The organism is Rhodococcus sp. NPDC003382 (assembly GCF_053589135.1).
Genome location: NZ_JBSFRH010000036.1, coordinates 31,508 through 54,411, shown reverse-complemented (window position 1 = coordinate 54,411; position 22,904 = coordinate 31,508). Strand labels below are relative to the sequence as shown.

The 22,904-nt window shown below is 66.1% G+C and carries 21 protein-coding genes; 13 read left to right on the top strand and 8 right to left on the bottom strand.

The window, feature by feature from the left end:
• Position 1: 1 nt before the first annotated feature.
• The 3 genes from ACWDUD_RS22070 to ACWDUD_RS22060 are packed head-to-tail and all read right to left on the bottom strand — an operon-like array spanning position 2 to position 3,722.
• Positions 2–1,108, bottom strand: coding sequence for an NAD(P)-dependent alcohol dehydrogenase (locus ACWDUD_RS22070; protein WP_197250696.1), 1,107 nt, complete (start codon positions 1,106–1,108; stop codon positions 2–4).
• A 57-nt stretch (positions 1,109–1,165) separates the two neighbouring features.
• Positions 1,166–2,395, bottom strand: a complete 1,230-nt coding sequence (locus tag ACWDUD_RS22065; RefSeq protein ID WP_248674037.1) for an NAD(P)/FAD-dependent oxidoreductase — start codon at positions 2,393–2,395, stop codon at positions 1,166–1,168.
• Between the two features lie 4 nt (positions 2,396–2,399).
• A complete protein-coding gene (locus ACWDUD_RS22060; protein ID WP_248674038.1) occupies positions 2,400–3,722 on the bottom strand; it encodes a cytochrome P450 in 1,323 nt (440 codons plus the stop codon).
• A gap of 349 nt (positions 3,723–4,071) precedes the next feature.
• On the opposite strand from ACWDUD_RS22060, the gene ACWDUD_RS22055 reads away from it, so the two are divergent.
• Positions 4,072–4,392 carry a 2Fe-2S iron-sulfur cluster-binding protein gene (locus ACWDUD_RS22055; RefSeq protein ID WP_248674039.1) on the top strand — a complete coding sequence of 107 codons (321 nt, stop codon included), beginning with the start codon at positions 4,072–4,074 and terminating at the stop codon, positions 4,390–4,392.
• A 62-nt stretch (positions 4,393–4,454) separates the two neighbouring features.
• On the opposite strand, the gene ACWDUD_RS22050 is transcribed toward ACWDUD_RS22055, so the two are convergent.
• A complete protein-coding gene (locus tag ACWDUD_RS22050) occupies positions 4,455–5,429 on the bottom strand; it encodes a helix-turn-helix transcriptional regulator (RefSeq protein ID WP_248674040.1) in 975 nt (324 codons plus the stop codon).
• Positions 5,422–6,549, bottom strand: a complete 1,128-nt coding sequence (locus ACWDUD_RS22045; RefSeq protein ID WP_248674041.1) for a LuxR C-terminal-related transcriptional regulator — start codon at positions 6,547–6,549, stop codon at positions 5,422–5,424. The genes ACWDUD_RS22050 and ACWDUD_RS22045 overlap by 8 nt, the downstream gene beginning before the upstream one ends.
• Before the next feature lie 245 nt (positions 6,550–6,794).
• Between ACWDUD_RS22045 and ACWDUD_RS22040 the strand changes: the two genes are divergently transcribed.
• On the top strand, positions 6,795–7,574 hold the full coding sequence (locus ACWDUD_RS22040) for an enoyl-CoA hydratase/isomerase family protein (protein WP_248674042.1): 780 nt from the start codon (positions 6,795–6,797) through the stop codon (positions 7,572–7,574).
• Between the two features lie 205 nt (positions 7,575–7,779).
• Complete coding sequence (locus ACWDUD_RS22035) at positions 7,780–9,474, top strand: AMP-binding protein (RefSeq protein ID WP_248674043.1); 1,695 nt, start codon at positions 7,780–7,782, stop codon at positions 9,472–9,474.
• 132 nt (positions 9,475–9,606) lie between these two features.
• On the opposite strand, the gene ACWDUD_RS22030 is transcribed toward ACWDUD_RS22035, so the two are convergent.
• Both ACWDUD_RS22030 and ACWDUD_RS22025 read right to left on the bottom strand, forming a co-directional pair.
• Entirely contained in the window at positions 9,607–10,023 is a 417-nt protein-coding gene (locus ACWDUD_RS22030; RefSeq protein ID WP_197250703.1) for a MaoC family dehydratase, read from the bottom strand.
• The gene (locus ACWDUD_RS22025) at positions 10,020–10,472 is read right to left on the bottom strand and encodes an FAS1-like dehydratase domain-containing protein (protein WP_248674044.1); all 453 of its coding nucleotides are present in this window, start codon (positions 10,470–10,472) and stop codon (positions 10,020–10,022) included. Before ACWDUD_RS22025 ends, ACWDUD_RS22030 begins: the two co-directional genes overlap by 4 nt.
• Before the next feature lie 62 nt (positions 10,473–10,534).
• Here ACWDUD_RS22025 and ACWDUD_RS22020 point away from each other — a divergent pair, with 62 nt between their 5' ends.
• Together ACWDUD_RS22020 and ACWDUD_RS22015 are read left to right on the top strand one after the other, a co-directional pair.
• Positions 10,535–11,710 (top strand): acyl-CoA dehydrogenase family protein, encoded by a 1,176-nt coding sequence (locus ACWDUD_RS22020; protein ID WP_197250705.1) that lies wholly within the window; start codon positions 10,535–10,537, stop codon positions 11,708–11,710.
• A 2-nt stretch (positions 11,711–11,712) separates the two neighbouring features.
• Positions 11,713–13,671 (top strand): AMP-binding protein, encoded by a 1,959-nt coding sequence (locus ACWDUD_RS22015; protein WP_450110668.1) that lies wholly within the window; start codon positions 11,713–11,715, stop codon positions 13,669–13,671.
• Positions 13,672–13,762: 91 nt separating this feature from the next.
• Here ACWDUD_RS22015 and ACWDUD_RS22010 read toward each other — a convergent pair whose 3' ends face one another.
• A complete protein-coding gene (locus ACWDUD_RS22010) occupies positions 13,763–14,482 on the bottom strand; it encodes a FadR/GntR family transcriptional regulator (protein ID WP_197250754.1) in 720 nt (239 codons plus the stop codon).
• A gap of 166 nt (positions 14,483–14,648) precedes the next feature.
• Here ACWDUD_RS22010 and ACWDUD_RS22005 point away from each other — a divergent pair, with 166 nt between their 5' ends.
• From ACWDUD_RS22005 to menB, 8 genes are all read left to right on the top strand, one after another.
• On the top strand, positions 14,649–15,725 hold the full coding sequence (locus tag ACWDUD_RS22005; protein ID WP_450110667.1) for an acyl-CoA dehydrogenase family protein: 1,077 nt from the start codon (positions 14,649–14,651) through the stop codon (positions 15,723–15,725).
• Between the two features lie 72 nt (positions 15,726–15,797).
• Positions 15,798–16,964, top strand: coding sequence for an acyl-CoA dehydrogenase family protein (locus ACWDUD_RS22000; protein ID WP_248674047.1), 1,167 nt, complete (start codon positions 15,798–15,800; stop codon positions 16,962–16,964).
• On the top strand, positions 16,964–17,713 hold the full coding sequence (locus tag ACWDUD_RS21995) for an SDR family NAD(P)-dependent oxidoreductase (protein ID WP_248674048.1): 750 nt from the start codon (positions 16,964–16,966) through the stop codon (positions 17,711–17,713). Before ACWDUD_RS22000 ends, ACWDUD_RS21995 begins: the two co-directional genes overlap by 1 nt.
• On the top strand, positions 17,713–18,906 hold the full coding sequence (locus ACWDUD_RS21990) for a thiolase family protein (RefSeq protein ID WP_248674049.1): 1,194 nt from the start codon (positions 17,713–17,715) through the stop codon (positions 18,904–18,906). Before ACWDUD_RS21995 ends, ACWDUD_RS21990 begins: the two co-directional genes overlap by 1 nt.
• Entirely contained in the window at positions 18,906–20,168 is a 1,263-nt protein-coding gene (locus ACWDUD_RS21985; RefSeq protein WP_197250710.1) for an acetyl-CoA hydrolase/transferase family protein, read from the top strand. Before ACWDUD_RS21990 ends, ACWDUD_RS21985 begins: the two co-directional genes overlap by 1 nt.
• Positions 20,169–20,173: 5 nt before the next feature.
• A complete protein-coding gene (locus ACWDUD_RS21980; RefSeq protein ID WP_248674051.1) occupies positions 20,174–21,097 on the top strand; it encodes a hydroxymethylglutaryl-CoA lyase in 924 nt (307 codons plus the stop codon).
• 52 nt (positions 21,098–21,149) lie between these two features.
• A complete protein-coding gene (locus ACWDUD_RS21975) occupies positions 21,150–21,908 on the top strand; it encodes an SDR family NAD(P)-dependent oxidoreductase (protein ID WP_197250712.1) in 759 nt (252 codons plus the stop codon).
• A 112-nt stretch (positions 21,909–22,020) separates the two neighbouring features.
• On the top strand, positions 22,021–22,878 hold the full coding sequence (gene menB / locus ACWDUD_RS21970) for a 1,4-dihydroxy-2-naphthoyl-CoA synthase (RefSeq protein WP_248674052.1): 858 nt from the start codon (positions 22,021–22,023) through the stop codon (positions 22,876–22,878).
• The last annotated feature ends 26 nt before the right edge of the window (positions 22,879–22,904 follow it).

The following is a 22,904-nucleotide window of genomic DNA, read 5'->3' as shown; positions in this document are numbered from 1 at the left end:
GTCAGTCCTGCACGAGCACGGGCTTGAGCACCTCGCCCCGGTGCTGGGCCTCGATTGCGTCGTTGATCTTCGCGAAGGGGAAGGTGGTGACGAGCTTGTCGAGCGGGAACCTGCCCGCCTTGTAGAGCTCCACCAGTTCGGGGATGAATTCGTCGGGGACACTGTCGCCCTCGATGATTCCGGTGATCGTGAGTCCCATGGCGAGGGAGCTGATGATGTTCAGTGGCACGGATGCTGCCGGGTCGGCGGGCACGCCGATGAGGCCGATCGTGCCGTGGAAGGTCATGGCGCCGACGAGCGACTCGATTACTGCCGGGACGCCGGAGGTGTCGATCGCGTAGTCGACACCGGCGGGGACGATGGCGCGGACCTGCTCGACGAGTGGGCCGGCGGCCGGGTCGACGACGTGGGTGGCGCCCAGTTCGAGGGCGAGTTCGCGCCGGGACCGGTGGGGTTCGACGGCGATGATGGTGGTGCAGCCCTGCACGACGGCGCCCATGACGGCGGCCAGGCCGACGGAGCCGGCGCCGGCGATGAGTACTGCGGAGCCGGGACCGCAGTTCAGGGAGCGCATCACTGCCCCTGCGCCGGTCTGGATGCCGCATCCGAGGGGTGCGAGCAGTTCCGCGGGGACGTCGTCGGGAACTTTCACGACGTTGCGCTCGAACGCGAGACTGTGGGTGGCGAAGGAGGATTGGCCGAAGAACAGGCCGGTGAGTTTTTCCCCGTCGGTGGTGGTGATCGGCCCGGTTCCGTCGTCGCGCACCCCGTCGTAGGCGAGGTGCATGAATTGGTGGCAGTAGGACGGTGCACCCGTGGTGCACGACGGGCAGGTCCCACAGCTGTTGAAGGTGATACTGACACGGTCGCCGGGTGCCACTTTGGTGACGCCGGGGCCGACTTCTCGAACGATGCCGCATCCTTCGTGGCCGAGCACGGCGGGCAGCGCGGTCGGGAGGGCGCCGTCGCGTGCAGCGAGGTCGGTGTGGCAGATGCCGACGGCCTCGATCTCGACGAGAACCTCACCGGCCCTGGGTCCCTCGATGGTGATCGGCTCGAGGGTGAATTCGGTGTGCGGCTCTCTCGCGACTGCTGCGAGTGCTTCCATCGTCACGTACTCCATATCTTGTGGGCCGACCCGTGGGCCGGCGGAGATCGAAATGCTCTACAGAACGGCGTCCCGCAACGAGGTCGCGGGGTCGGCGAGTGCGGTGGGGTCGAGCTTGGTGCGGTCGCCGATAAAGCGTTTGCCGGCCATGAATTCGGCTGCGGCGTTTACGGTCTCGACGGCGACGGGGACGCCGTCGCTGTCGAGGTGGAACAAGGCGAAGGAGGACTCGGACGGATCTCCGCGCAGAACAGCCCGGGTGTCGGGATCGACCATCCCGGCCATCTTCATCCTCAGGTCGAACTGATCGGACCAGAACCACGGCACCTCGTGTGGTGGCCGGGGTGCGCTCATGATGACAGCGGCCGCCTGTTTCGCCTGTTCCACCGCGCTGGGAATGCTTTCCAGTCGCACCATCTTGCCGAGGGTGTCGTGCAGGCGATAGGTCACGTCCCCGATGGCGAGGACATGCGGATCGCTGGTGCGGGCCGAACCGTCCACCACGACCCCGGCGAGGCACTCGATGCCTGCCTCCCGCGCCAGCGCGTCATTGGGGATCGCTCCCACTCCCACCAGTACCAGGTCACACGCGATGTCGGTGCCGTCGGCGAGGGTGACTCCACCGACGCGACCGGCTGTCCCGGTGATTTCCCGGACCTCGGCACCTGTGAGGATGCGCGTGCCGCGGTCTCGGTGGAAGCGGGTGAGGGCGGCGGACAGTTCCGGGCTGGCGACCCGGGCCAGTACCCGTTCCTCCCGCTCGATGACCGTGACCTCGCCCCCGCGGGCGCGGGCCGATGCCGCGACCTCGAGTCCGACGTACCCGCCACCGACGATGGCCAGCGAGGATCCGCTGTGGACTGCCTTGCGCAATTGCGCGGCGTCGGCGAGCGTGCGCAGGCTCAGGACACCGTCGAGATCACTACCGGGGATGGTCAGCGTCCGTGGTGCGGCGCCGGTGGCGAGGACGAGCGTCGTGTACTCGAGGATGGAACCGGACGCCGTCGTCGCAGTGCGGGCGTCCCGGTCGATGTGCACGACCTGGTCACCCAGTCGGGTGTCGATGGCGTTGTCGACGTAGAACGATTCCGGCTTGAGCCATTGCACGAACTCGTCGTCGGCGTACTTCTTCGACAGAGGCGGGCGATGATACGGCGGATGTGTTTCCTCTCCGCACAGGATGATTCGGCCGTCGAACTTCTGTTGGCGGAGCAGACCGGCGAGTGTGCCACCGGCATGCCCGGCCCCGACGATCACCACGGTGGGTGAGGGGTGTGGCGTGGGCATCGTGCTACCCGGCGAACTCGATCTCGACGGGCATGTTCTTGAGGCCGCCGACGAAATTGGTCTGGATCATCTTGGTGTCGTCCACCAGTTGGAGCGACTCGATGTGGGGGAGCAGTTCCTCGAACATGATCCGCAGCTCCAGCTTCGCCAGGTGCTGGCCGATGCACATGTGCGGGCCGTAGCCGAAGGCGATGTGCTTGTTGGGCCGGCGGGTGATGTCGAAGCGATCGGGGTCGGGGATGACCTCCGCGTCGCGATTGCCCGACTGGTACAGCAACATGAAGCGGTCGCCCTTCTTGATGTCACGGCCGCGCAGCGTGTAGTCCTGCGTCGCCTGACGCATGAAATGCTTGACCGGCGAGGCCCAACGCAGCGACTCGTTCACAAGGTGCGGAGCGAGCGACAGATCGGCCTTCACCTTGGCGAGTTGGTCCGGGTTGCGACCGAGTTCGAGAATGCCTCCCGCAAGAGTGCTCGAGGTGGTGTCGTGGCCCGCGGTCGCGATGGCGATGAACCAGCCGTAGGCCACCTCGTTCGGGTAGTAGTCACCGTTCTTATCGCGGGCGAGGGAGATGATCGTGGCGAGGTCGTCCCGGGGGTTGGCGCGGCGATCCTGGAGCAGTCGTTCGAAGTAGGCGTAGAAGTCCTGGATCGTGGCCACCCACTGCTTGGCGGCGGCGTCCGGGGTGAGCGGTTCGACATCCTCGCGGATGGCGTCGGGGTCGGCCGTCCCGAAGAACTCCTGCGTCAGGGCCATCATGCGGGGCTCGTCCTCCTCGGGCACCCCGAACAGGCTCATGATGACGTGCAGGGGGTAGTACAGGGCGAAGTCCTTGACGAAGTCGATGCGGCCGTCTGTCTCGAGGAGTCGGGCGACGGACGCCTTCGCCAGGTCACGGATGGTGGTTTCCCACTTCGCGAGGTTGGTCGGCCGGAACCAGTCGACGGCGATGTCCTTGATCTCGGTGTGCTCGGGCGGATCGAGGTAGGTGAGCGTCTCCAGGATGCGGAGACTGCCGTTGTTGATGCTCTTGGTGAACTCGTCGCCGGCCTGGTTCGCCAAGATCGGGTTGACCGACCCCTTGTTCTCACCACCCGCGCTGGTGAAGATGTCGGGCTGACGCTCGATCTCCATGATGTCGTCGTGCTTGCTCACCAGCCACAGCGGGTCGTACCCCTCGACGACAGCACGGCCGAGTGGATTGTTCTCGCGCAACCAACGGTAGGCCTCGAACAACTCGTCGTTGTCCCGGTGCCCTTCGGGCAACACGATCCGGCGGGCGACGGCGTCCGGGATCAGCTCTGTGACCTGCTCTGTAGTGCTCATCGAATCCCCTTCGTGATGCTGTGAGATGTGGCGCCGAACGCTGCGGCGCTCACGTCGGCCGATGTGAGTTCAGCCTGTCAGCAGCGGGGGTGAGGGGCATCACACCAGCGAACGAAAGTTGTCTATCTAACGGGGGATGTGGCCCCGGTCACTCTGCTGTCGCTTGCTGGTGGCGGCGCAGTTTTCACCCCATGGGAGGGGGGTAATCGGCCGATGTGGTGATGTGCGCGTCCAGTGACCGGCGACACAATTTCGGTCATGGAGAACGCGGCCGTACCCATCCGGGTGCATCGCCCCGCACCCGCGACGACCGCGCAGATGTTCACCGGTCGACCCGAAGGAGATTGCCATGCCCAACGTCGTGTACCAGCTTCCGGATGGTTCGACGGCGTCCGTCGACGTCCCGTCCGGCCAGACTGTGATGGACGGATCGGTACGCAACAACCTTCCCGGCATCGTCGCCGAATGCGGGGGCAGCTGCTCGTGCGCAACCTGCCACGTGTACGTGGACGAAGGTTCCGCCGCGGTGTTCAGTGAGCCGACACCAGAGGAACAGGACCTTCTCGAGTTTCTCGATGGTGTCCAGCCGTGCTCTCGCCTCGCTTGCCAGCTGGTGCTGACCCCCGACGTGGACACCGTCAAGGTGACCGTGCCGGCTTCGGGCGACTGACGACGCGGCGCGACTCGGCGGGCCCACCGGCTGGGGCCGGGTCACGGGGCGGAGCCGCCGGGTCACCGCGGGGTGGACCGATACTTCGCGATCAGCTCGGCGCGGTTGGTAGCGCCCAATTTTCGGAGAATGCGTTTCACATGCGACTTGACCGTGTCGACGGTGATGACCAGCTCGGCCGCGATCGAGGCGTTCGACGCACCGGTGAGAATCAGCCGGACGACGTCCGCTTCGCGCTCGGTGAGCGGATCGAGCAGGCGCCGATCCACGTCGTTCTCCGCGGGAGGCGGTGCATTGTTGGCCGCGCCGCGTGGGGACAGGGCGTCGAAGTCGGTGTTGCTGCTCCATCGCCGGGCGCTGTCGCGGAGGAGGAGGTTCTGGCGCTCGCGACGCGCTTCGAGGCCGACCCGCTCGAACTGACCGCCGAGCATTTCCGCGAACACGCTCAGGGCGTGGCGCCGTGGAGGATCCAACATCGTGTCGACGTGCACGAAGGCCGCCGCACGCCCGTCGACCACGACCGGAACTGTGGAGAAACCGTTGTTGCCCAGAGTGTTTCGCATCGACTCGGGAACGAGTTCATCGACCGTGACCGTGTTTGCCGCGAGCGCATGCTCTTCGGGAGAGCCCGGCGCGAGGTCGAATCCGAGGGGCAGTGACGGCGTGATATCTGGATCGGTGGTGAAGGAGACCACGGGAATGATCCGATCCTCCTCGAATCGAGACAGCACGACCGTTCGCGCAGAGCAGAGTTCGGCGACGCGCTCACACGCGCGTTGCATGAGTTCGGTGCTCGAGGCGGCATCGCCCAAGGCGTGGCCGGCGACATCGATGCCTGACGCGATTGCCTCGATGTCGTCGGTTCGACTCTCTACGAGCGCCTTCCGGCGATCGAGGAGATCGGCGAGACGCCGGCCGAGTTCGGCCGCGCGCTCGGGGGTGGCGGTGCGCAACTCGGTGAGGATGCCCGAGACGGCGCGATCGAGCTCGGTGTCCCCAGTGTCCGGTTGTGAATCCGCTTCCGGCACGTCAGCCATCGGTCACCGTCTTGGTGTTGGCGTACAGGGCCGCCACCTCGGCGCGCGTGGATACTCCGAGCTTCTTGAAAATCCGCTGGACATGGCTCTTGACGGTGCCGTCGGAAATGCAGAGTCGCCGGGAGATTGCCGCGTTCGTCGCGCCGGTCGCCAGGAGCGTGAGCACTTCGTGCTCGCGGGCGGTCAGCGATTGCGCGCGCGGAATGACCGTGGCCCGCGATCCACCGTCCGGGATCGGTTCCTCGGGGTTCGACGGTTCACGGGTATCGAGCTCGGGCATCGTCACCGGTGCCTGTTCGAGGTGCTGCAGTGCCTTGGTGAGACGTCGGATCTCGGTATCGATGTGCTCGTTGCGCGCGCAGATCTGCCTTCGCAGGTCGGCGCGTTCCTTCGACGAGGCACACACGGCCGCGAGCGCGCCGACGATGTGGACATCGGTGTCGGACAACCCGTCGCTTTGCCGGTCGACGTGGATCATCGCCACTGCACGGGAGTCGACGACGACGGGAACGGCGATGTACCCCGCCGGACGCGACAGGTCGATCAGGGGACGGTACGTGTGCCGGTAGGTGTCGGCCGCATCCACTGCATACGGACGGCGGCGACGGACCAGTTCGGCTTCGCGTGGTGCTTCCCGCAGCGAGATCTCCCGACCGTCGATCGCCTCGAGGAGAGGGCGGAAGTCCCCGGTCAGCTCGGGGTGTACAGCGAGCGCGATGGGTGACCACGTGGAACCGCGGACGACGGAGAACATGGCTTTGGCGTACCCGAGGTTCGTGCACAGTTCCTGCGTCACGGTCTGCGCGATCCGGTCGGATCCGGCATCGATGCTGCGTACGACGCGTTGGAGCTTCTCGAACTGCTCGGTGTGCATGCGCAGGCGGCGCGAGATGTCGTTCTGCCGGTCGGCGTCGAGGCGCATCACGAGTTCGGCGAGCCGGACTGCCTGTTCTGGGGAGTCGGTGCCCTCCCGAAGCTTGCGGAGTGCGCATGCGCGGATCGCTGCCGGATCAAGCTCGCCACTCACCGGGCGAATCAGGCCCGGCTCGTTTCCGAGTAGTTCCTGCAACTCCGCAACCGCCTGGTCGGCAAGCTCGAACGAACTCGTCGAATTGACCACTCATTACTCCTCGTGCCACGGCAGCCACATGGACGGTGACGGCACCGGCCCGCTTCCTTGTGGCCTCACACACAGTGTAGAGCGGCGCCACCTGGGCTTTTGCTGTCGTCTTGCGGCCGACTCCAATGTATATGGTCAGTCCAATTTCGTCACCCACTTTCGGGAATCGCTTCATCGGCTCTTGCTCGCCTCCCTCTGTGGCGCTAGGGTCGAATGGTAAGACCAAAATTGAAAGGATCGCCGGTATGGCCCCCTCTGTGCGTTACGACGTCGACGAGCACGTCGCGGTCCTCACTCTCGACCGTCCGGAAACTCGCAACGCCCTATCCGACGACCTCTTGGACGAGCTTCTGGCCGCGCTCGAGCGCGCGCGGGACGACGGCGACGTTCGGGTTGTCGTGCTGACCTCGTCGCACGAGAAGATCTTCTCGGCGGGCGGGGACCTGAAGGCGTTTGCGAGCGACACCCCGACGATCATCAAATATGCCGGCCTGGACCGCTTCCCGCGGTTGTACCGGCTCATCGGCGGTCTCGGGAAGCCGGTGATCTGCGCGGCCGGTGGCGACGTGCTCGCGGGCGCGTTCGGGCTCGCGCTTGCCTGCGACTTCGTGCTGGCCAAGGAGTCGGCCCACTTCGGGTGCCCGGAGATCAATGTCGGCGTGTTCCCGTTCATGATCTCCGCGCTCATCTACCGGAACGTCGGCCGGCTCAAGGCGAATGAGTTGATGATGTACGGAGAGAAACTCACTGCCGCGGAAGCGCACGAACTGGGGCTGGTGAATCGCGTGTTCCCGGACGGTGACTTCGATGCGGAGGTGCGGGCGTGGGCACGCCGACTGGCAAAGAAGTCACCGCTGCTGATGCGTCTGGGTAAGGATGCCATCGACAGCACCCGTGACATGTCGCTGCCGGACGCGCTTGCGACGCTGCAATCTCAACTGGCTCTTGCGTTCACCACGGAGGATCTCGTCGAGGGTGTCACGGCCTTTCGGGAGAAGCGGTCGCCTGTGTGGAAGATGCGATGAAGATTTCTGCCGGTTGGCCCGGGGTGGCGGAATCCGGGGAGTTGGTGTGTCGCCGACAGCGAAATCATCTGGGCCCCTTGGTTTACCGCTCGTCCGGCGGGTGTAGTGAGTGTTCGAAGATGTCGTCGAAAGTGGTTGCTACTTCGGTCTAACCATTCTAATCTTTATGTAAACGTGTGGCAGAGCAAGAAGGACGGAATCCTCCATGACGCGCGAACGGAATCTCGGCCGATACACCCCCCAGCAGGTAGAGGAGTTCTATGCCAGTGGCCAATGGGCCGACGAGAACTTCACCGACCTTCTGCGGGCGCGCGCCGAGAGCAGTCCCGACAAGATCTTCGTCACCGACGGCACGCAGGAGCTGACGTTCGCGCAGCTCTACGACCGGTCGCAGCGGCTGGCGCTCGGCCTGCACCGAAAAGGGCTCCGTGCCGGCGACCGGGTCGCCGTTCAGCTGCCGAACTGGGCGGAATTCGTCGTCGTCGCAGCTGCCCTCGCTCGGATCGGTGTGGTGACGGTGCCGATCATGCCGATCTATCGGACGGACGAGGTGTCACACGTTGTCGCCGACGCCTCGATCCGGATGGCGATCGCGCCGGCACAGTTCAAGGGCTTCGACTATCTGTCGATGTTCGACGATATCCGGCGGTCGTCGCAGACGCTCGAGACGATCATCGCAGTGCGTGCTTCGGACGACAGCCGTAAGACGTTGGCCGGGAGGGGCATCGAGATTCTCGAGAATCTGGTCGTGGACGCGGACCCGGATGTCATCGACACCGAACTCGACTTCCGCGCCCACCCCGACGACCCGTTCGTCATCGTGTACACGTCCGGAACCACGTCGCGTCCCAAGGGTTGCCTGCACACCTTCAATACCTACGCTTCGGGCGCACGTGCACTGAAGACGGCCTTCGGGCACACCGAAGCGGATGTCCAATTCGGACCGTCCCCGATCACCCATACCACCGGACTCGTCACCAGTGTGCTCGTCCCCCTGCTCAGCGGCGCGGCGACCCACATCATGGCGGAGTGGGACCCGAAACGCGGGCTGGCCGAGATCGAGAAGTTCGGATGTACGGCCGCGGTCACGGCCACCACGTTCCTGCAGACGTTGTTGGCTGCGGCCGAACAGGAACCGGACGCCGATCTCTCCTCTCTCCGGGTCTGGGTGTGCGCCGGCTCCCCGATCCCGGCGGCCGTGGTGGAGAAGGCGAAGTCCGACCTGCCCGCCACCACCGTCCTGTCGCTGTACGGGAGAAGTGAGAATCTCACCACGACGACCTGCACCATCGAGGACGACCCGAGCCGGGCGATCACCTCCGACGGCGCCGCGCTGCCGGGGGCAGAGGTCAAGGTTGTCGGCGAGGACGGCCTCGAGGTGGCGCGGGGGAGCGAGGGCGACATCGCCTATCGCGGGCCCTCGCACATGATCGAGTACCTGAACCGGCCCGACGATACAGCGGAACTCTTTACCCCCGAAGGATTTTCGAGATCCGGAGATCTCGGAGTCATGGATGCCGACGGGTTCGTCCGGGTCACCGGCCGGACCAAGGACATCGTGATCCGCGGCGGCATGAACATCAGTGTGCGCGAGGTTGAGGACAAGCTGGCCGAGCACCCCGACATCCTCGCTCTAGCCGTGGTGGGAATGCCGGACGAGCGGCTCGGGGAGAAGGTGTGCTGCTACGTGGTGCCCAAGGAGGAGCAGAACCCTCCCACGCTGGACCATCTCCGCAACTACTTGCTCGATCGGGGAGTTGCGATTCAGAAGACCCCTGAACGCGTCGAGGTGGTCGCCGAGTTGCCCATGACCGCCACCGGGAAGATCCAGAAACACATCCTCCGCAAGCGTATCGCGGCAGAGTTGGCTGCCGGTTCCCTGGAACAGAGCACGCGCTGACCACGAATGAGCGGCCCCTCGTCCATGTGTCGAGGGGTCGCTCGGTTGTGCAGATGCGAAGAATGTCGTCGGAATCTGAAGTGTGAGTGGCGGTCCCCGAATACGGGACCTCGGAACCCGATCGGCGGGCTGTCAGGCCCCGGTGACGACGACCGTTGCCGAACCGGTGACAACCGGTCCCTTTGCTCCGGAGACGACGAGATCGAGATCGGCCCGTGTCTCCCCGTCGGTGTCGGTGATCGCCGTGATCGTCCCACCGACGGTCAGGGTGTCGCCCAGGAACACCGGGGCGACGAAGCGGACGCCGAAGGAACGGACGTGCTCGACGCCGAATGTGTCGGAGAGCCAACCGGCCAGGATCCCGGCCTGCATCTGACCCATCGCGATGACGCCCGGGAACCCGGATGTTGCAACGAACTCTGGATCGTGGTGCAGAGGATTGAAATCGCCTCCGGCACCGGCGAATCGCACGATGTCCGTCTGGGTGATCGGGCCGATCACGCGCGTGTCGGCGACTGTGCCGATGTGGGCCTTCACGGGTGCTCTCATCGTTGTTCTCCTCGCTCGATCAGCACTTCCTCCAGTCGCACCACCGGATCGCCGTCGGTGTCGACGTATTCGGTCTCCAGCGTCACGATGCGCATCGATCCGCCGCGCTTGCCTTCGCGCTGCACGTCGTCGACGATGCGCCGCGTGCCGACGACGTGGTCGCCGGCAATCAGGGGTCGCAGATATGTCCACTTGACCGAGCCCACAACCACTCGTTCGAGTGCCAGGCCGAGTGTGTCGACGAACTTGCGCTGGTCGCGCTGATGGCCGGCGACGACCGTGTGGGTGAGGGTCGCGGGCACATCGGCGAATCCGGCTGCCTGGGCGGCATCCCGGTCCGTGTGGGCGGGATCGGTGGTGAACGTCGCGCGGACGAACTCGCGGATCTTGCCGCGTTCGATGTCGTAGTCGACTCGGTCCAGCTCTCCGACGCTGAGCGGTTCTGTCATCGGGCCTCCTTTTTGGACTGACCTATAGTATCATTCGGCCTAAATATGTGAGGAGGGGTTCCATGGAACTCGCTGATTCCCCGGACGAAGCCCGGTTCCGCGCAGAAGTCCGAGAATGGGCCGAGGCTGCTGTCGCAACGCTGCCCTGGCCCGAGCCGGTCGATCTGGTCGACAAGGTCCCGTTCTGGCAGCAATGGCAACGGTTGCTCTTCGACGCCGGCTACGGAGGCATGTCCTGGCCGAAGGAATACGGAGGGCAGGCCGCCGACCCGATCCGCAAAGCCATCTTCACCGAGGAGATGGATCGTGTGGGGGCGCCGGAGCGACTCAACACGATCGGTGAGGACTTCGCCGGTCCCACCATCATCGACTTCGGCACACCGGCTCAGAAGGAGCGGTTCCTCCGCCCGATCCTCACCGGAGAAGAAATCTGGTGCCAGTTGTTCTCCGAACCGGAAGCCGGGTCCGACCTCGCGTCACTGCGCACCAAGGCCACGAAGGTCGACGGCGGATGGAAGATCAACGGACAGAAGATCTGGACCAGCCGAGCGCACATCGCAGCGCATGCCATCCTGCTCGCGCGCACGGGCGGGGGACCACGCCACAAAGGCATCACCTTCTTCCTGGTTCCCATGGACAGCGAGGGAATCACGGTTCGCCCGCTCGCCCACATGCTCGGTGAGGCCGAATTCAATGAGGTCTTCCTCGACGACGTGTTCATCCCCGACGATCTCGTCGTCGGCGATGTCGACGGCGGGTGGAAGGTGGCCATGGGCACGCTCGCCTACGAGCGAGTGGCGATCGCCACGGGTCGGGTCAACACCAAACGGGCCGTCGACGATATCGTCGGCGACATCGCCGGGATGACCGACGAGTCGGGGCGCCCGCTCGGTGCCGATCCGGTGATCCGGCAGAAGGTCGCGGACCTCTACGGCCGTGCGCTCGTGCACTATCTCATCGGCCAGCGTGTGATCACGTTGGCGGCGAACGACGGACCACCGGGCCCGGTGACGTCGATCGGCAAGCTGTACTTCTGCCCGCTCGTCGAAGAATTGGCGGACTTCCGGCTGTCCCTCGAGCCCGCCGGCGGCCAGTTCGCGCTCGACGACGAGCAGCAGCGTACGTCACGTTGGCTCCGGCTGGCGTATCAGGCGCGCGGCACTGCCATCGCGGGTGGTTCCACCTTCATCCAGCGCAACATCGTCGCCGAGCGCATGCTCGAGATGCCGAGGAGCTGACAATGTCCGACTACACGTGGATCCCCACTGCCGACTATGTCGACAACGCCAACGTAACGCGGCTCGCTCGCGCGCACGGTCTCGGCGGTCTCGACGAGTTGCGTACCCGGTCCGTCGCCGACGTGCGGTGGTACTGGGATGCGGTGGTCCGTGATCTCGGGCTGCCGTTCCAGGTGCCGTACCGCGAGGTGCTCGATACCTCCCGCGGCATCGAGCATCCCGACTGGTTCGTCGGCGGACGGACGAACGTCGTCGATGCGTGCCTGCAGCGCTGGGTCGCCGATCCGGGGGCGGCCGATCGGCTCGCCGTCGTGCACGAGGCGGAGGACGGAACTGTCCGCACGTCGACGTATCGCGAGTTGGACGCGGAGGTGGAGCGTGCGGCCGCCGGACTGCGAGAGTTGGGGGTGGGCCGGGGCGATGCTGTCGCCTTGTTTCTGCCGATGATTCCCGAGGCGGTCGTGTCGGTGTACGCAGTCGCCCGGCTCGGTGCGGTTCTCGTGCCGCTCTTCTCGGGGTTTGCTCCCAGCGCGATCGCGTCCCGCATTCAGGACGCCGATGCGAAAGTGGTGGTCGTCGCGGACGGCACCGTACGCCGAGGCAAGTCGATCGCGATGAAGCCGGCCCTCGACGAGGCTCTGAAGACCTGCCCCACGGTGCAGTCGGTGGTCGTGGTCGACAACCTCGGTACCGGAACGGGATCGGGTGAACACGAGATTTCGTGGGCCGGGTTGCTCGCGAGCGGTGGCACAGTCCCGATCGAGGGGATGGACGCCTCCGAGCCGTTCGCGCTGGCCTACACGTCCGGTACGACGGGCAAGCCCAAGGGTGCGGTCCATACCCACGCCGGGTTCCTGGTGAAGACGGCGAGCGAGGTGGCGTACTCGTTCGATCTGAAACCGGGCGGGGTGTTCTGCTGGATCACCGATATGGGCTGGATCATGGGTCCGTTGTCGATCGTGGGCACGCATGCCAACGGTGGGACGCTGCTGCTGTACGAGGGCTCGCCGGACGTTCCGGACCGGGACCGGTTGTGGCAGTTGACCGAACGGCATCGGGTGACGATGCTGGGAGTTTCTCCGACCCTCATCCGGACGCTGCGTGGGCAGGCCGGTGATGCTGCCGCGCGGTACGACTTGTCCTCGGTGCACACGATCGGCTCGACCGGGGAGCCGTGGGATCCGGACTCGTACGAGTGGCTCGCGCGTGAGGTGTTCGGCGGCCGTGTCCCGATCATCAATTTCTCCGGCGGTACCGAGGTGGGCGGATCGTTCCTCGCACCGTATCCGGTGCAACCGATCCGGAGTTGCTCGCTGGGTGGTCCGTCGCTGGGTATGGATGTGGACGTCGTCGACGACGCGGGACGGTCGCTGCGCGGGGAACAGGGTGAGTTGGTGTGCCGGCAGCCGTGGCCGTCGATGACCCGGGGGGTGTGGAAGGACGAGGAGCGGTACCTCGACGCGTACTGGTCGACGTTCCCCGGTATGTGGCGGCACGGAGACTATGCGCTGGTCGACAGCGACGGACAGTGGTACATCCGGGGCCGGTCCGACGACGTCATGAACGTGGCCGGCAAGCGCCTGGCCCCCGCGGAGGTCGAGGCGGTTCTGACCGCGCACCCGGCAGTGTCGGAGGCCGCTGCGGTCGGTGTTCCGGACCCGAAGAAGGGGGAAACGGTCTGGGCGTTCTGGGTGCCCCGCGCGGATGCGGACGGGGTGGACATCTCGGGGGAGCTGGTGTCCCGTGTGGCCGCAGAGTTGGGTAAGCCGTTTGCTCCCAGCGCGGTTCATCGAGTGTCGCGTCTGCCGAAGACGCGGTCGGCGAAGATTTTGCGCCGCGCGGTGCGGGCGGCAGCGTTGGGTACTGATCCCGGTGACCTGTCCGGTGCCGAGAACCCTGAGGCGGTGGAGGAGATCCGTGCCGTGGTGACCGGTGTCGAGCCGGGTGCCGGACGGGGGTAGGTAATGCGATGGCCGCCCGTACCGAATCGGTATGGGCGGCCATCGTGTCTGTTCGGCGAGGGGCTTCCGCGAGCCCGGATATGCGCGTCGCTCAGGGCTCCTGGTCCAGTGGAATGTCGGTGCGCTCTTCGAACTCCCGGATGGATTCGGCGTAGGAGTGGACGTGTCGGCCCATCCGCCGGTGTGCTGCGTCGGCGTCCTTGTCGCGGATGGCCTTCGTGACCGACCGGTGTGCCCGGACGGTGATATCGCGGACCTTCTGGTCGATGAAGCCTTCGTTCTCGGTGGCCGCGTAGATGGCGCGGGAGAGCGAGATCATCAGTCCCGACATCAGCTCATTGTGGCTCGCGCTGGCGACGGCGATGTGCCAGTCGACGTTGGCCTGGAGGAATGCGTCGAGTTTGTCGCCGGCGGCCGCGATGGCATCGTTGGCGGCGTCGAGTCGGGCGAGATCTTCGTCGGTCCGATGGCGGGCGGCCAGTTGTGCGCAGAACGGTTCGATCGCCTCGCGTGTTTCGAGCAGTGCGCTCAGGCGGATCTGGCGTCCTCGGATGAGCAGGGCCACGGTGTCGGCCATCGACTGTTCGCCGGGTCGCTGGACGAAGGCGCCGCCGGCGCGTCCCGCTTTGATTCGTACCAGGCCCTGTACCTCGAGGATGCGCAGGGCCTCGCGGACCGTGGTTCGGCTCATCTTCGTCTGGACGACGAGTTCGCGTTCCGGGGGGAGGGGGGTGCCTTCGGCGTATTCCCCGCTGAGGATGCGTTCGCGCAGCTCGTTGGCGAGGACGTCCGAGGCTTTGGGGACCTCCATCGGAGTCAGTTGGATGGAGGAACGCCCGTTGCGGGGCGTGCTCGGTGCGCCTGGTGTCATGTCTCCCCCACCTTCTCTGGTCTAACGGTCAGACCTAATATACCATCGGATTCTTACTGCATTCATCTTGCAGGCTATTCCCCGACTCATCGAGAGGACCAGTTCCATGCGTTGGGAGCTGTCAGAAGAGCAAGAAATGTTCACCGAAACCCTCGGCGGCTGGCTCGAGCGGTTCGCGGCACCCGCGAACGTCCGGAAGTGGGGTGAATCGGGCGACCCCGCCGAGTTCGAGCGCAGGTTCGTGGACGAGGGATGGTTTTCGGCCGGCCTGCCGGAAGAGGTGGGCGGCCAGGGCGGCGGTCTGCTCGAACTCGCGCTGACCGCCGAGGCGCTGGGACGGCATGCCGCACCGGCCAGCGCGTGGACCGCGTCGGTGCTCGCGGCCCCTCTGTTACCGCCCGATGTCGCCGAGGCGGTACTCGCCGGTGGCGAATTCGCAGCTCTGGCAGTCGATTCCAGTCTCCCCCTCGGGCTGCGCGACGCCGTGCGCGTCGACGAGCGAGGGGCGCTGACCGGACGCGTGCCTGCCGTGCTCGGCGCCGAACGCGCCACCCGGCTCGTCGTCCCCGCCGAGGGCGGCGAGGGTGTGGCCCTCTACCTCGTCCGGGTCGGCGACCCGGGCCTCACGGTCACACCGCGGCGCTTCCTCGATCCGTCCCGGGGTGCGGCGGACGTGCGGCTCGAGAACGTCGTCGCGCAACGCCTCGACATCGACGCGCCAGCCGCGCTGGCGGATGCGGGATTGCGCGCGGCCGTGCTCGCCTCCGCGGACGCGCTCGGCGCGACGGAGCGGATGCTGCAATTGGCCGTGGACTACAGCCGAACGCGCCACCAGTTCGGTGTGCCGATCGGTTCCTTCCAGGCAGTGAAGCACGCTGCCGCAACGATTCTCGTATCGGTGGAGGCGGCTCGGTCCATCGCCTACTATGCCGCGGCGTCCGTGGATCTGGGTCTCGAGGAGTGTGCAACGCATGCGGCGATCGCGAAGGCGCAGGTGACCCGCAGTGCCGTCCAGGCCGCCGACAGCGCACTCGTGATGCACGGTGCCATCGGCTACACGTGGGAGCACGACCTGCAGCTGTTCTACAAGCGCGCCAAGCTCGACGAGAAGCTGTTCGGCAGCCCGGAGGTGTGGAACGAGCGTATTGCCCGGGAGTTGCCTCTTCTGCCGGCGGCTGGATGACCACCGTTGACTAAATGGTCTGTCCTTTAGTAACTTAAGTCCAAACGTTAGCGACGACGACGGGATTGTGTTGTGGACTTCGATCTGACCGAGGATCAGGCAACGATCCGAGATGCGGTACGAGAACTCGCCGGCAAGTTCGACGAGCAGTATTGGGTGGAAAAGGATGCCGCGCACGAATTCCCCACCGAGTTCTACGACGCTTTCGCCAAGGGCGGCTGGCTGGGCATCACCACCCCCGAGGAGTACGGCGGACACGGGCTGGGCATCACCGAGGCCTCGATCCTGCTGCAGGAGGTCGCCGCCTCGGGCGCCGGGATGAACGGCGCGAGCTCGATGCACCTGTCGATCTTCGGCATGCACCCGGTGATCGTGCACGGCTCCGAAGAACTCAAGCAGCGCACCCTGCCGCGCATCGTCAACGGCGACCTGCATGTGTGCTTCGGGGTCACCGAGCCCGGCGCGGGCCTGGACACCACCAAGATCACCACGTTCGCGCGGCGTGATGGCGACAAGTACATCGTCAACGGCCGCAAGGTGTGGATCTCGAAGGCAATGGAGTCGGAGAAGATCCTCCTGCTCACCCGCACCACCAAGTTCGAGGACGTGCAGAAGAAGACCGACGGCCTCACGCTCTTCCTCACCGACCTGGACCGCTCGAAGGTCGAGATCCGGCCCATCAAGAAGATGGGCCGCAACGCCGTCACCTCCAACGAGCTGTTCATCGACGGACTCGAGATCCCTGTCGAGGATCGGGTCGGCGAAGAGGGCAAAGGCTTCAAGTACATCCTCGACGGACTCAACCCGGAACGGATGCTCGTCGCCTCCGAGGCGCTCGGCATCGGCCGCGCGGCCCTGCGCCGCGCCACCCAATACGCCACCGACCGTGAGGTATTCGGCCGACCGATCGGCATGAACCAGGGCATCCAGTTCCCCCTCGCGGACTCCCTCGCTCACCTAGACGCCGCCGAACTCGTCCTGCGCAAGGCGACCTGGCTCTACGACAACGGCCGCCCCTGTGCCCGCGAGGCCAACATGGCCAAGTATCTGTGCGCCGACGCCGGATTCCAGGCCGCCGACCGCGCACTGCAGACCCACGGCGGCATGGGCTACTCGGAGGAATACCACGTCGCGCGCTACTTCCGTGAGGCGCGCCTGACCCGCATTGCACCGCTGAGCCAGGAAATGGTTCTCAACTACCTCGGCGAGCACGTGCTCGGCCTTCCCAGGAGCTACTGATGTTCGAACTCACCGGAAGATCCGCCCTCGTGACCGGCGCGGGCAGCGGCATCGGTGCCTCCGTGGCGCACGCGTACGCCGCCGCCGGCGCTGCGGTCCTCGTCACCGATGTCAACGAGGACGCAGCCGCCGCCGTGGCCGCGGAGATCACCGCCGCCGGCGGTACCGCCAAGGCCGCCGTACTCGACGTCCGCGACGCCGCCCAGGCCGCCGCGGCGGCAGAACAGGCCGCCGCACTCGGTGGCGGCACCGTCCACATCCTCGTCAACAACGCCGGGGCCATCGCACCCGCAATGTTCCCGAATCTCGAGGAAGACGACTTCCGCCGCATCGTCGACATCCACCTCGTCGGCAGCTACGTGTGCAGCAAGGCCGTCCTGCCCTACCTGCCGGAGGACGGCACCGGGCGCATCATCAACGTCACCTCCGCCGCCGGCCTGCAAGGCACCATCGGCCAGGCCAACTACGGGGCAGCCAAGGCGGGCATCATCGGTCTGACCAAGTCACTGGCCCGCGAGCTCGCCCGCAAGCAGGTCACCGTCAATGCCATTGCGCCCCTTGCAGCCACGCCGATGACCGAGAACATCCGCAGCAACGACAAGCTCGCGGCCAAGACCCTCGAGCGTGTCGCTCTGAGGCGCTGGGCCGAGCCGAACGAGATCTCGGCCAGCTTCGTATTCTTCGCCTCCGACGGCGCCTCGTACATCACGGGCCAGGTGCTGCCCGTCGACGGTGGAACGGTGATCTGATGACCGAAACGACCAACCCCTTCCGGCGCTCCGCGCGCGAGGTGATCATCGCCGAAGCGGCTCGCACCCCGATGGGCCGATCCCACCCCGAACGCGGGTGGTTCCGGGATACACATCCGAACGAGATGCTCGGCGCGGTCTACACGGATCTGATCCGCCGCAGCGGCCTGGCGCCGGCAGCGGTGGAGGACCTCGTCGTCGGTTGCACCGCACCCTTCGGTGAACAGTCCCGCAACATCGGGCGCAACGCATGGCTGCAGGCCGGGTACCCACCCGAGGTACCGGCCGTCGTCCTCGACCGCCGCTGCGGCTCCGCACAGACCGCGGTCGAGATGGGTGCCGCCCTCGTCGGCTCCGGCACGCACGACCTGGTCATCGCTGGCGGTGTCGAGCACATGGGCCACGTGCCGATCAACTCCCCAGCCAAAATCTCCGAACTCTACGGCGACCCGTGGCCGGCCGAGCTGCGCGAGAAGTACGACTTCGTGCACCAGGGCGAGAGCGCCGAGCTCATTGCCGACCGGTGGAGCATCACCCGGCAGGAGATGGACGAATTCGCCGTCCGATCCCACCGCCTGGCTACCGAGGCCATCGAGGCCGGGCGGTTCGACGAAGAGATGATCCCCCTCGAACTCGACGGCGAAGTCCGCAGGACCGACCAGACCGTCCGGCCCGGCACGAGCCTGGACACCCTGGCCGGCCTGAAGACCGCGTTTCGGGAGAACGGCCGGATCACCGCCGGCAGTTCCTCGCCGATCTCGGACGGCGCAGCCGGTGTCCTGCTCGCCTCCCGGGACGCGGTCGAGACCCACGGTCTGCGCGCCCGCGCCCGGATCCTCGACCAGACCACGGTCGGAGTCGACCCGATCATCATGCTCACCGGCCCGATACCGGCGACCCGGAAGTTGCTCGACCGCAACGGGATGACGATCGACGACATCGATCTGTTCGAGATCAACGAAGCGTTCAGTTCCGTTGTCCTGGCCTGGGAACGCGAACTCAAGCCCGACATGGACCGGGTCAACGTCAACGGTGGTGCGATCGCGCTCGGACACCCGGTCGGTGCCACCGGCGCCCGGCTCATCGCGACGGTCGTCGCCGAACTCGAACGCCGCGACGCCGAAATCGGGCTGGTCACCATGTGCTGTGGTGGCGGACTCGGGACCGCCACACTGATCCAGCGGATCGACTGATGATCGACCTCACGCCCCATGTCCGGGCCGGCGACGGAATCTGGTGGAGCCAAACGAGTGCGGAACCCACCCCGCTCGTCCACGCTCTGCTCGACCAGCTCCCGTCGATCGGCGCGGTCCGGGCGTTCGTGGGCCTGACCTGGGACCGCCGACTCGCCGATCGGACCCCGGACGAGTTGTCCGTCGTCTCCTACGGCGGGCTCGGGGAACTCCGCCGGCTCAGCCGACGGGACCGGCTCGAGGTCGTGCCCTGTCACTTCGGGGCACTGCCCCGACTGTTCGCCGAGCACCGCCTGCCATGCGACGTCGGGTTCGTGCAGGTCGCCCCTCCCGACGCCGACGGCAACTGCTCGCTCGGCGTCGGCGTCGACTACATCGCCGACGCACTCGAGCACACCCCCATCCTGATCGCCGAGATCAATCAGCGCATGCCCAGGACCCAGGGTGCACCCGCGATCCCCCTGTCGCGGTTCGCGGCGGTCGTCGAAACCGACCGGCCGCTGCTCGAAGCGCCCGACCGTGAGCCCGAGGCCGTCGAGACGGCGATCGCCCGGCACGTCGCAGGCCTCGTCGAGGACGGCGACACCATCCAGATCGGTGTGGGCACATTGCCTTCGGCGGTGCTGGCGGCCCTGGAAGGACATCGGGACCTCGGCCTGCACTCCGGCATGATCTCCGATGCGGTGCTGCGGTTGATCGACAAGGGCGTGCTCACCGGGGCGCGCAAACAGATCGACATCGGCCGCCATATCACCGGGGCGGCGCTCGGCACGGCCACCTTGTACGAACGCCTGCCATACCTGCCGGTGGATTTCCGTCCCGTCAGCTATACCCATGCGCCGCAGGTGCTCTCGCAGTTGACCTCGCTCGTGTCGATAAACTCCGCGATCGAGGTCGACCTCACCGGGCAGGTGGGAGCGGAGCGGGCCGGAGCCGCTTACGTCGGCGCGGTCGGCGGACAGGTGGACTTCTCCCGGGCTGCGTCTCTGACCGGGGGGCGCTCGGTCATCGCACTTCGGTCCACCGCGCGCGGCCGTTCGTCGATCAAGCCGGCCCTCGAGTTCGGGTCCGTCACCACGGCGCGTGCCGACGTGGACTACGTCGTCACCGAGCACGGCGTGGCCGAACTGCGGGGATGTTCCCTTGCGGAACGGGCCCGGCGAATGATCGCGGTCGCAGCCCCGGAGCATCGCGAGCAACTGGACATCGCATTGACCGAGCACGACTTGCTTCGCAGTGGAGCGAGCGGAAACGAGGAGTGAACGCCATGACGCGTCCCCAACGGGTACAGATCCGAGAAGTCGGTCCGCGCGACGGCTTCCAGAACGAGCCGGAGACCATCCCGACCGACGACAAGGTGCGGCTGATCAACGCCCTCGGTCGCGCCGGCCTGAAGCGGATCGAGGTCGCCAGTTTCGTGCGGCCCGACGTCATCCCGCAGCTGTCGGACGGGGTGGAGGTGCTCCGCCGCATCGACGTGCCCGACGATGTGAAGCTGATGGTCCTCGTGCCGAACACTAAGGGACTGGACAACGCGCTGAAGGTGCGCGACACCTTCCACGAGGTCGCGATCTTCGTCAGCGCGTCCGAAACCCACAACAAGAAGAACGTCAACCGTACCGTCGACGAAACCATGGCGGACAACGACATCATGGCTCGCCGGATCGTCGCCGAGGGGCTGCACTGCGCCGCGGTCATTGCGACGTCGTTCGGATGCCCCTTCGAGGGCAAGGTGGAGCTGAAGCGGGTGCTGGACCTGGCGGAGCGATTCGCCGAAGCCGGTGCCACGGAGGTCGGTTTCGGCGACACCACCGGCATGTGCAATCCGGCCTATGCTTCGGAGTTCTTCGCCGCGGCCAGCGAACGCCTGCCCGGGGTCGAGGTCACCGCGCACTTCCACAACACCCGCGGCCAGGGTCTCGCGAACGCATTCGCCGCGCTCGAGGCGGGATGCGCGAGTTTCGAGTCGAGCTTCGGGGAACTGGGCGGTTGCCCCGTTCCGGTGGGTTCGACCGGCAACATCGCCACCGAGGACCTGGTGAGTATGTTCCACGAGATGGATGTCGAGACAGGGCTCGATCTGCGACGCATCATCGAGGCAGCTCGCGAAGCCCAACTCGTTCTGGGCCGCAAGCTCACGAGCCATTCGATCGTCGCCGGCCCCATCGAATGGGCCGCGACCACGAACTGAAGCTTCGGTCATATCCGAAACCATCACGTACACAACAAAGACGGAGAAGAACATGAGCAATCGAGTGGCATTCGTGACCGGCGGTGCACAGGGTATCGGCAAGGGAATCTCCGATGCGCTGGGCGCAGCCGGCTTCCGCGTCGCGGTCGCCGACCTCAACCTCGAGGCCGCCGAGGAGACCGCGGCCGCCATTCGCGACGCCGGTGGCCAGGCGATCGCCGTCCCGGTCGACGTGACGGACACCGAGTCCGTGCAGGCGGCGGTCAAGCAGGTCGCCGAGCAGTTCGGTCCGGTCGAGATCGTCGTCAACAATGCCGGGTGGGACGATTTCATGCCGTTCCTGAAGACGGACGAGGCGTTCTGGGACCGGATCCTCGAGATCAACTTCAAGGGTCAGCTGCGGGTCATCCAGGCGACCCTGCCGGGCATGGTCGAGCGGGGCTGGGGGCGCGTCATCAATATCGGTTCGGACGCCGGACGCGTCGGATCCTCGCTCGAAGCGGTGTACTCGGGTGCCAAGGGTGGCATCATCGCGTTCACCAAGACCCTCGCTCGTGAGGTCGCCACGAAGGGCGTCACCGCCAATACGGTGTGCCCCGGCCCGACGGATACCCCGGCGCTGCGCAAGTTCGCCGACAATTCCGGCCAGGAAGCCGACAAGGTGATCGCCGGCATGACCCGCGCGGTGCCGATGAAGCGGCTCGGCAAGGCCACCGACATCGGCGCTGCCGTGGCGTTCTTCGCCTCCGACGAGGCGGAATTCGTCACCGGCCAGACCTTGTCCGTCAGTGGTGGCCTGACGATGGCCTGATCGTCATCGGTCGATTCCCACCCCGACAGCGCGGTCCGGAAACCTCTCCGGCCGCGCTGTCGTGCGTTGCGGTCTGTTAACGATCGTTCTCGGAAGAGCCTATGATCGAGACATGACGAACAATTGCGATACAACGGATTTCGTGAAGTGGACGCCGATCGGAGAGTACGAGGATATTCGGTACGAACACAGCGGCGACGGGATCGCCAAGATCACGATCTGCCGTCCCGAGGTGCGCAACGCGTTCCGCCCCCAGACGTTGATGGAGATCTCCGACGCGTTGGTCGATGCTCGTGAGGATTCCTCGATCGGTGCCATCGTGCTGACCGGAGAGGGGCCCGATGCGTTCTGCTCGGGAGGTGACCAGCGGGTGCGCGGCGACACCGGCTACCTCACCGAGCCCGGCAAGGCGGGCAGTGTCGGTCGGTTCCATGTCACCGACCTGCAGATCCAGATCCGCCGACTGCCGAAGCCGGTGGTGGCCATGGTCGCCGGCTATGCCATCGGTGGCGGGCACATCCTGCATCTGGTGTGCGATCTGACGATTGCCGCGGACAATGCCCGCTTCGGTCAGGTCGGTCCCAAGGTCGGGTCGTTCGACGGCGGGTACGGTGCGGGTCTGCTCGCGGAGTTGGTCGGGGTGAAGAAGGCCAAGGAGATCTGGTTCCTGTGCCGGCAGTACGACGCTCGGCAGGCTCTGGAGATGGGGTTGGTCAACACGGTGGTGCCGTTGGCCGACCTCGAGCGCGAAACCGTCCAGTGGTGCCGCGAGATGCTCGAGCTTTCCCCCTTCGCGCTGCGCCTGATGAAGGCGAGTTTCAATGCGGCGGAGGACGGGATGGCCGGGATTCAGCAGCTCGCGCACGATGCGAATCTGCTGTTCTACTCGACGGACGAGGCCAAGGAGGGGCGGGAGGCGTACAAGGCGAAGCGCCGGCCGGAGTTCGAAAAGTTCCCACGCCGACCATGACCTTCCATTTCGGTCCAATAATTAGT

Bases quoted from the DNA above. Each gene is read 5' to 3' on its own strand.
- ACWDUD_RS22040 (WP_248674042.1), top strand. From the start codon at position 6,795: ATGGCCCCCTCTGTGCGTTACGACGTCGACGAGCACGTCGCGGTCCTC.
- ACWDUD_RS21975 (WP_197250712.1), top strand. From the start codon at position 21,150: ATGAGCAATCGAGTGGCATTCGTGACCGGCGGTGCACAGGGTATCGGC.
- ACWDUD_RS22015 (WP_450110668.1), top strand. From the start codon at position 11,713: ATGTCCGACTACACGTGGATCCCCACTGCCGACTATGTCGACAACGCC.
- ACWDUD_RS22010 (WP_197250754.1), bottom strand. From the start codon at position 14,482: ATGGAGGTCCCCAAAGCCTCGGACGTCCTCGCCAACGAGCTGCGCGAA.
- ACWDUD_RS22070 (WP_197250696.1), bottom strand. From the start codon at position 1,108: ATGGAAGCACTCGCAGCAGTCGCGAGAGAGCCGCACACCGAATTCACC.
- ACWDUD_RS21995 (WP_248674048.1), top strand. From the start codon at position 16,964: ATGTTCGAACTCACCGGAAGATCCGCCCTCGTGACCGGCGCGGGCAGC.
- ACWDUD_RS22060 (WP_248674038.1), bottom strand. From the start codon at position 3,722: ATGAGCACTACAGAGCAGGTCACAGAGCTGATCCCGGACGCCGTCGCC.
- ACWDUD_RS22035 (WP_248674043.1), top strand. From the start codon at position 7,780: ATGACGCGCGAACGGAATCTCGGCCGATACACCCCCCAGCAGGTAGAG.
- ACWDUD_RS22030 (WP_197250703.1), bottom strand. From the start codon at position 10,023: ATGAGAGCACCCGTGAAGGCCCACATCGGCACAGTCGCCGACACGCGC.
- ACWDUD_RS22005 (WP_450110667.1), top strand. From the start codon at position 14,649: ATGCGTTGGGAGCTGTCAGAAGAGCAAGAAATGTTCACCGAAACCCTC.
- ACWDUD_RS21980 (WP_248674051.1), top strand. From the start codon at position 20,174: ATGACGCGTCCCCAACGGGTACAGATCCGAGAAGTCGGTCCGCGCGAC.
- ACWDUD_RS22025 (WP_248674044.1), bottom strand. From the start codon at position 10,472: ATGACAGAACCGCTCAGCGTCGGAGAGCTGGACCGAGTCGACTACGAC.
- ACWDUD_RS22055 (WP_248674039.1), top strand. From the start codon at position 4,072: ATGCCCAACGTCGTGTACCAGCTTCCGGATGGTTCGACGGCGTCCGTC.
- ACWDUD_RS22020 (WP_197250705.1), top strand. From the start codon at position 10,535: ATGGAACTCGCTGATTCCCCGGACGAAGCCCGGTTCCGCGCAGAAGTC.
- ACWDUD_RS21985 (WP_197250710.1), top strand. From the start codon at position 18,906: ATGATCGACCTCACGCCCCATGTCCGGGCCGGCGACGGAATCTGGTGG.
- menB (WP_248674052.1), top strand. From the start codon at position 22,021: ATGACGAACAATTGCGATACAACGGATTTCGTGAAGTGGACGCCGATC.
- ACWDUD_RS22050 (WP_248674040.1), bottom strand. From the start codon at position 5,429: ATGGCTGACGTGCCGGAAGCGGATTCACAACCGGACACTGGGGACACC.
- ACWDUD_RS22065 (WP_248674037.1), bottom strand. From the start codon at position 2,395: ATGCCCACGCCACACCCCTCACCCACCGTGGTGATCGTCGGGGCCGGG.
- ACWDUD_RS21990 (WP_248674049.1), top strand. From the start codon at position 17,713: ATGACCGAAACGACCAACCCCTTCCGGCGCTCCGCGCGCGAGGTGATC.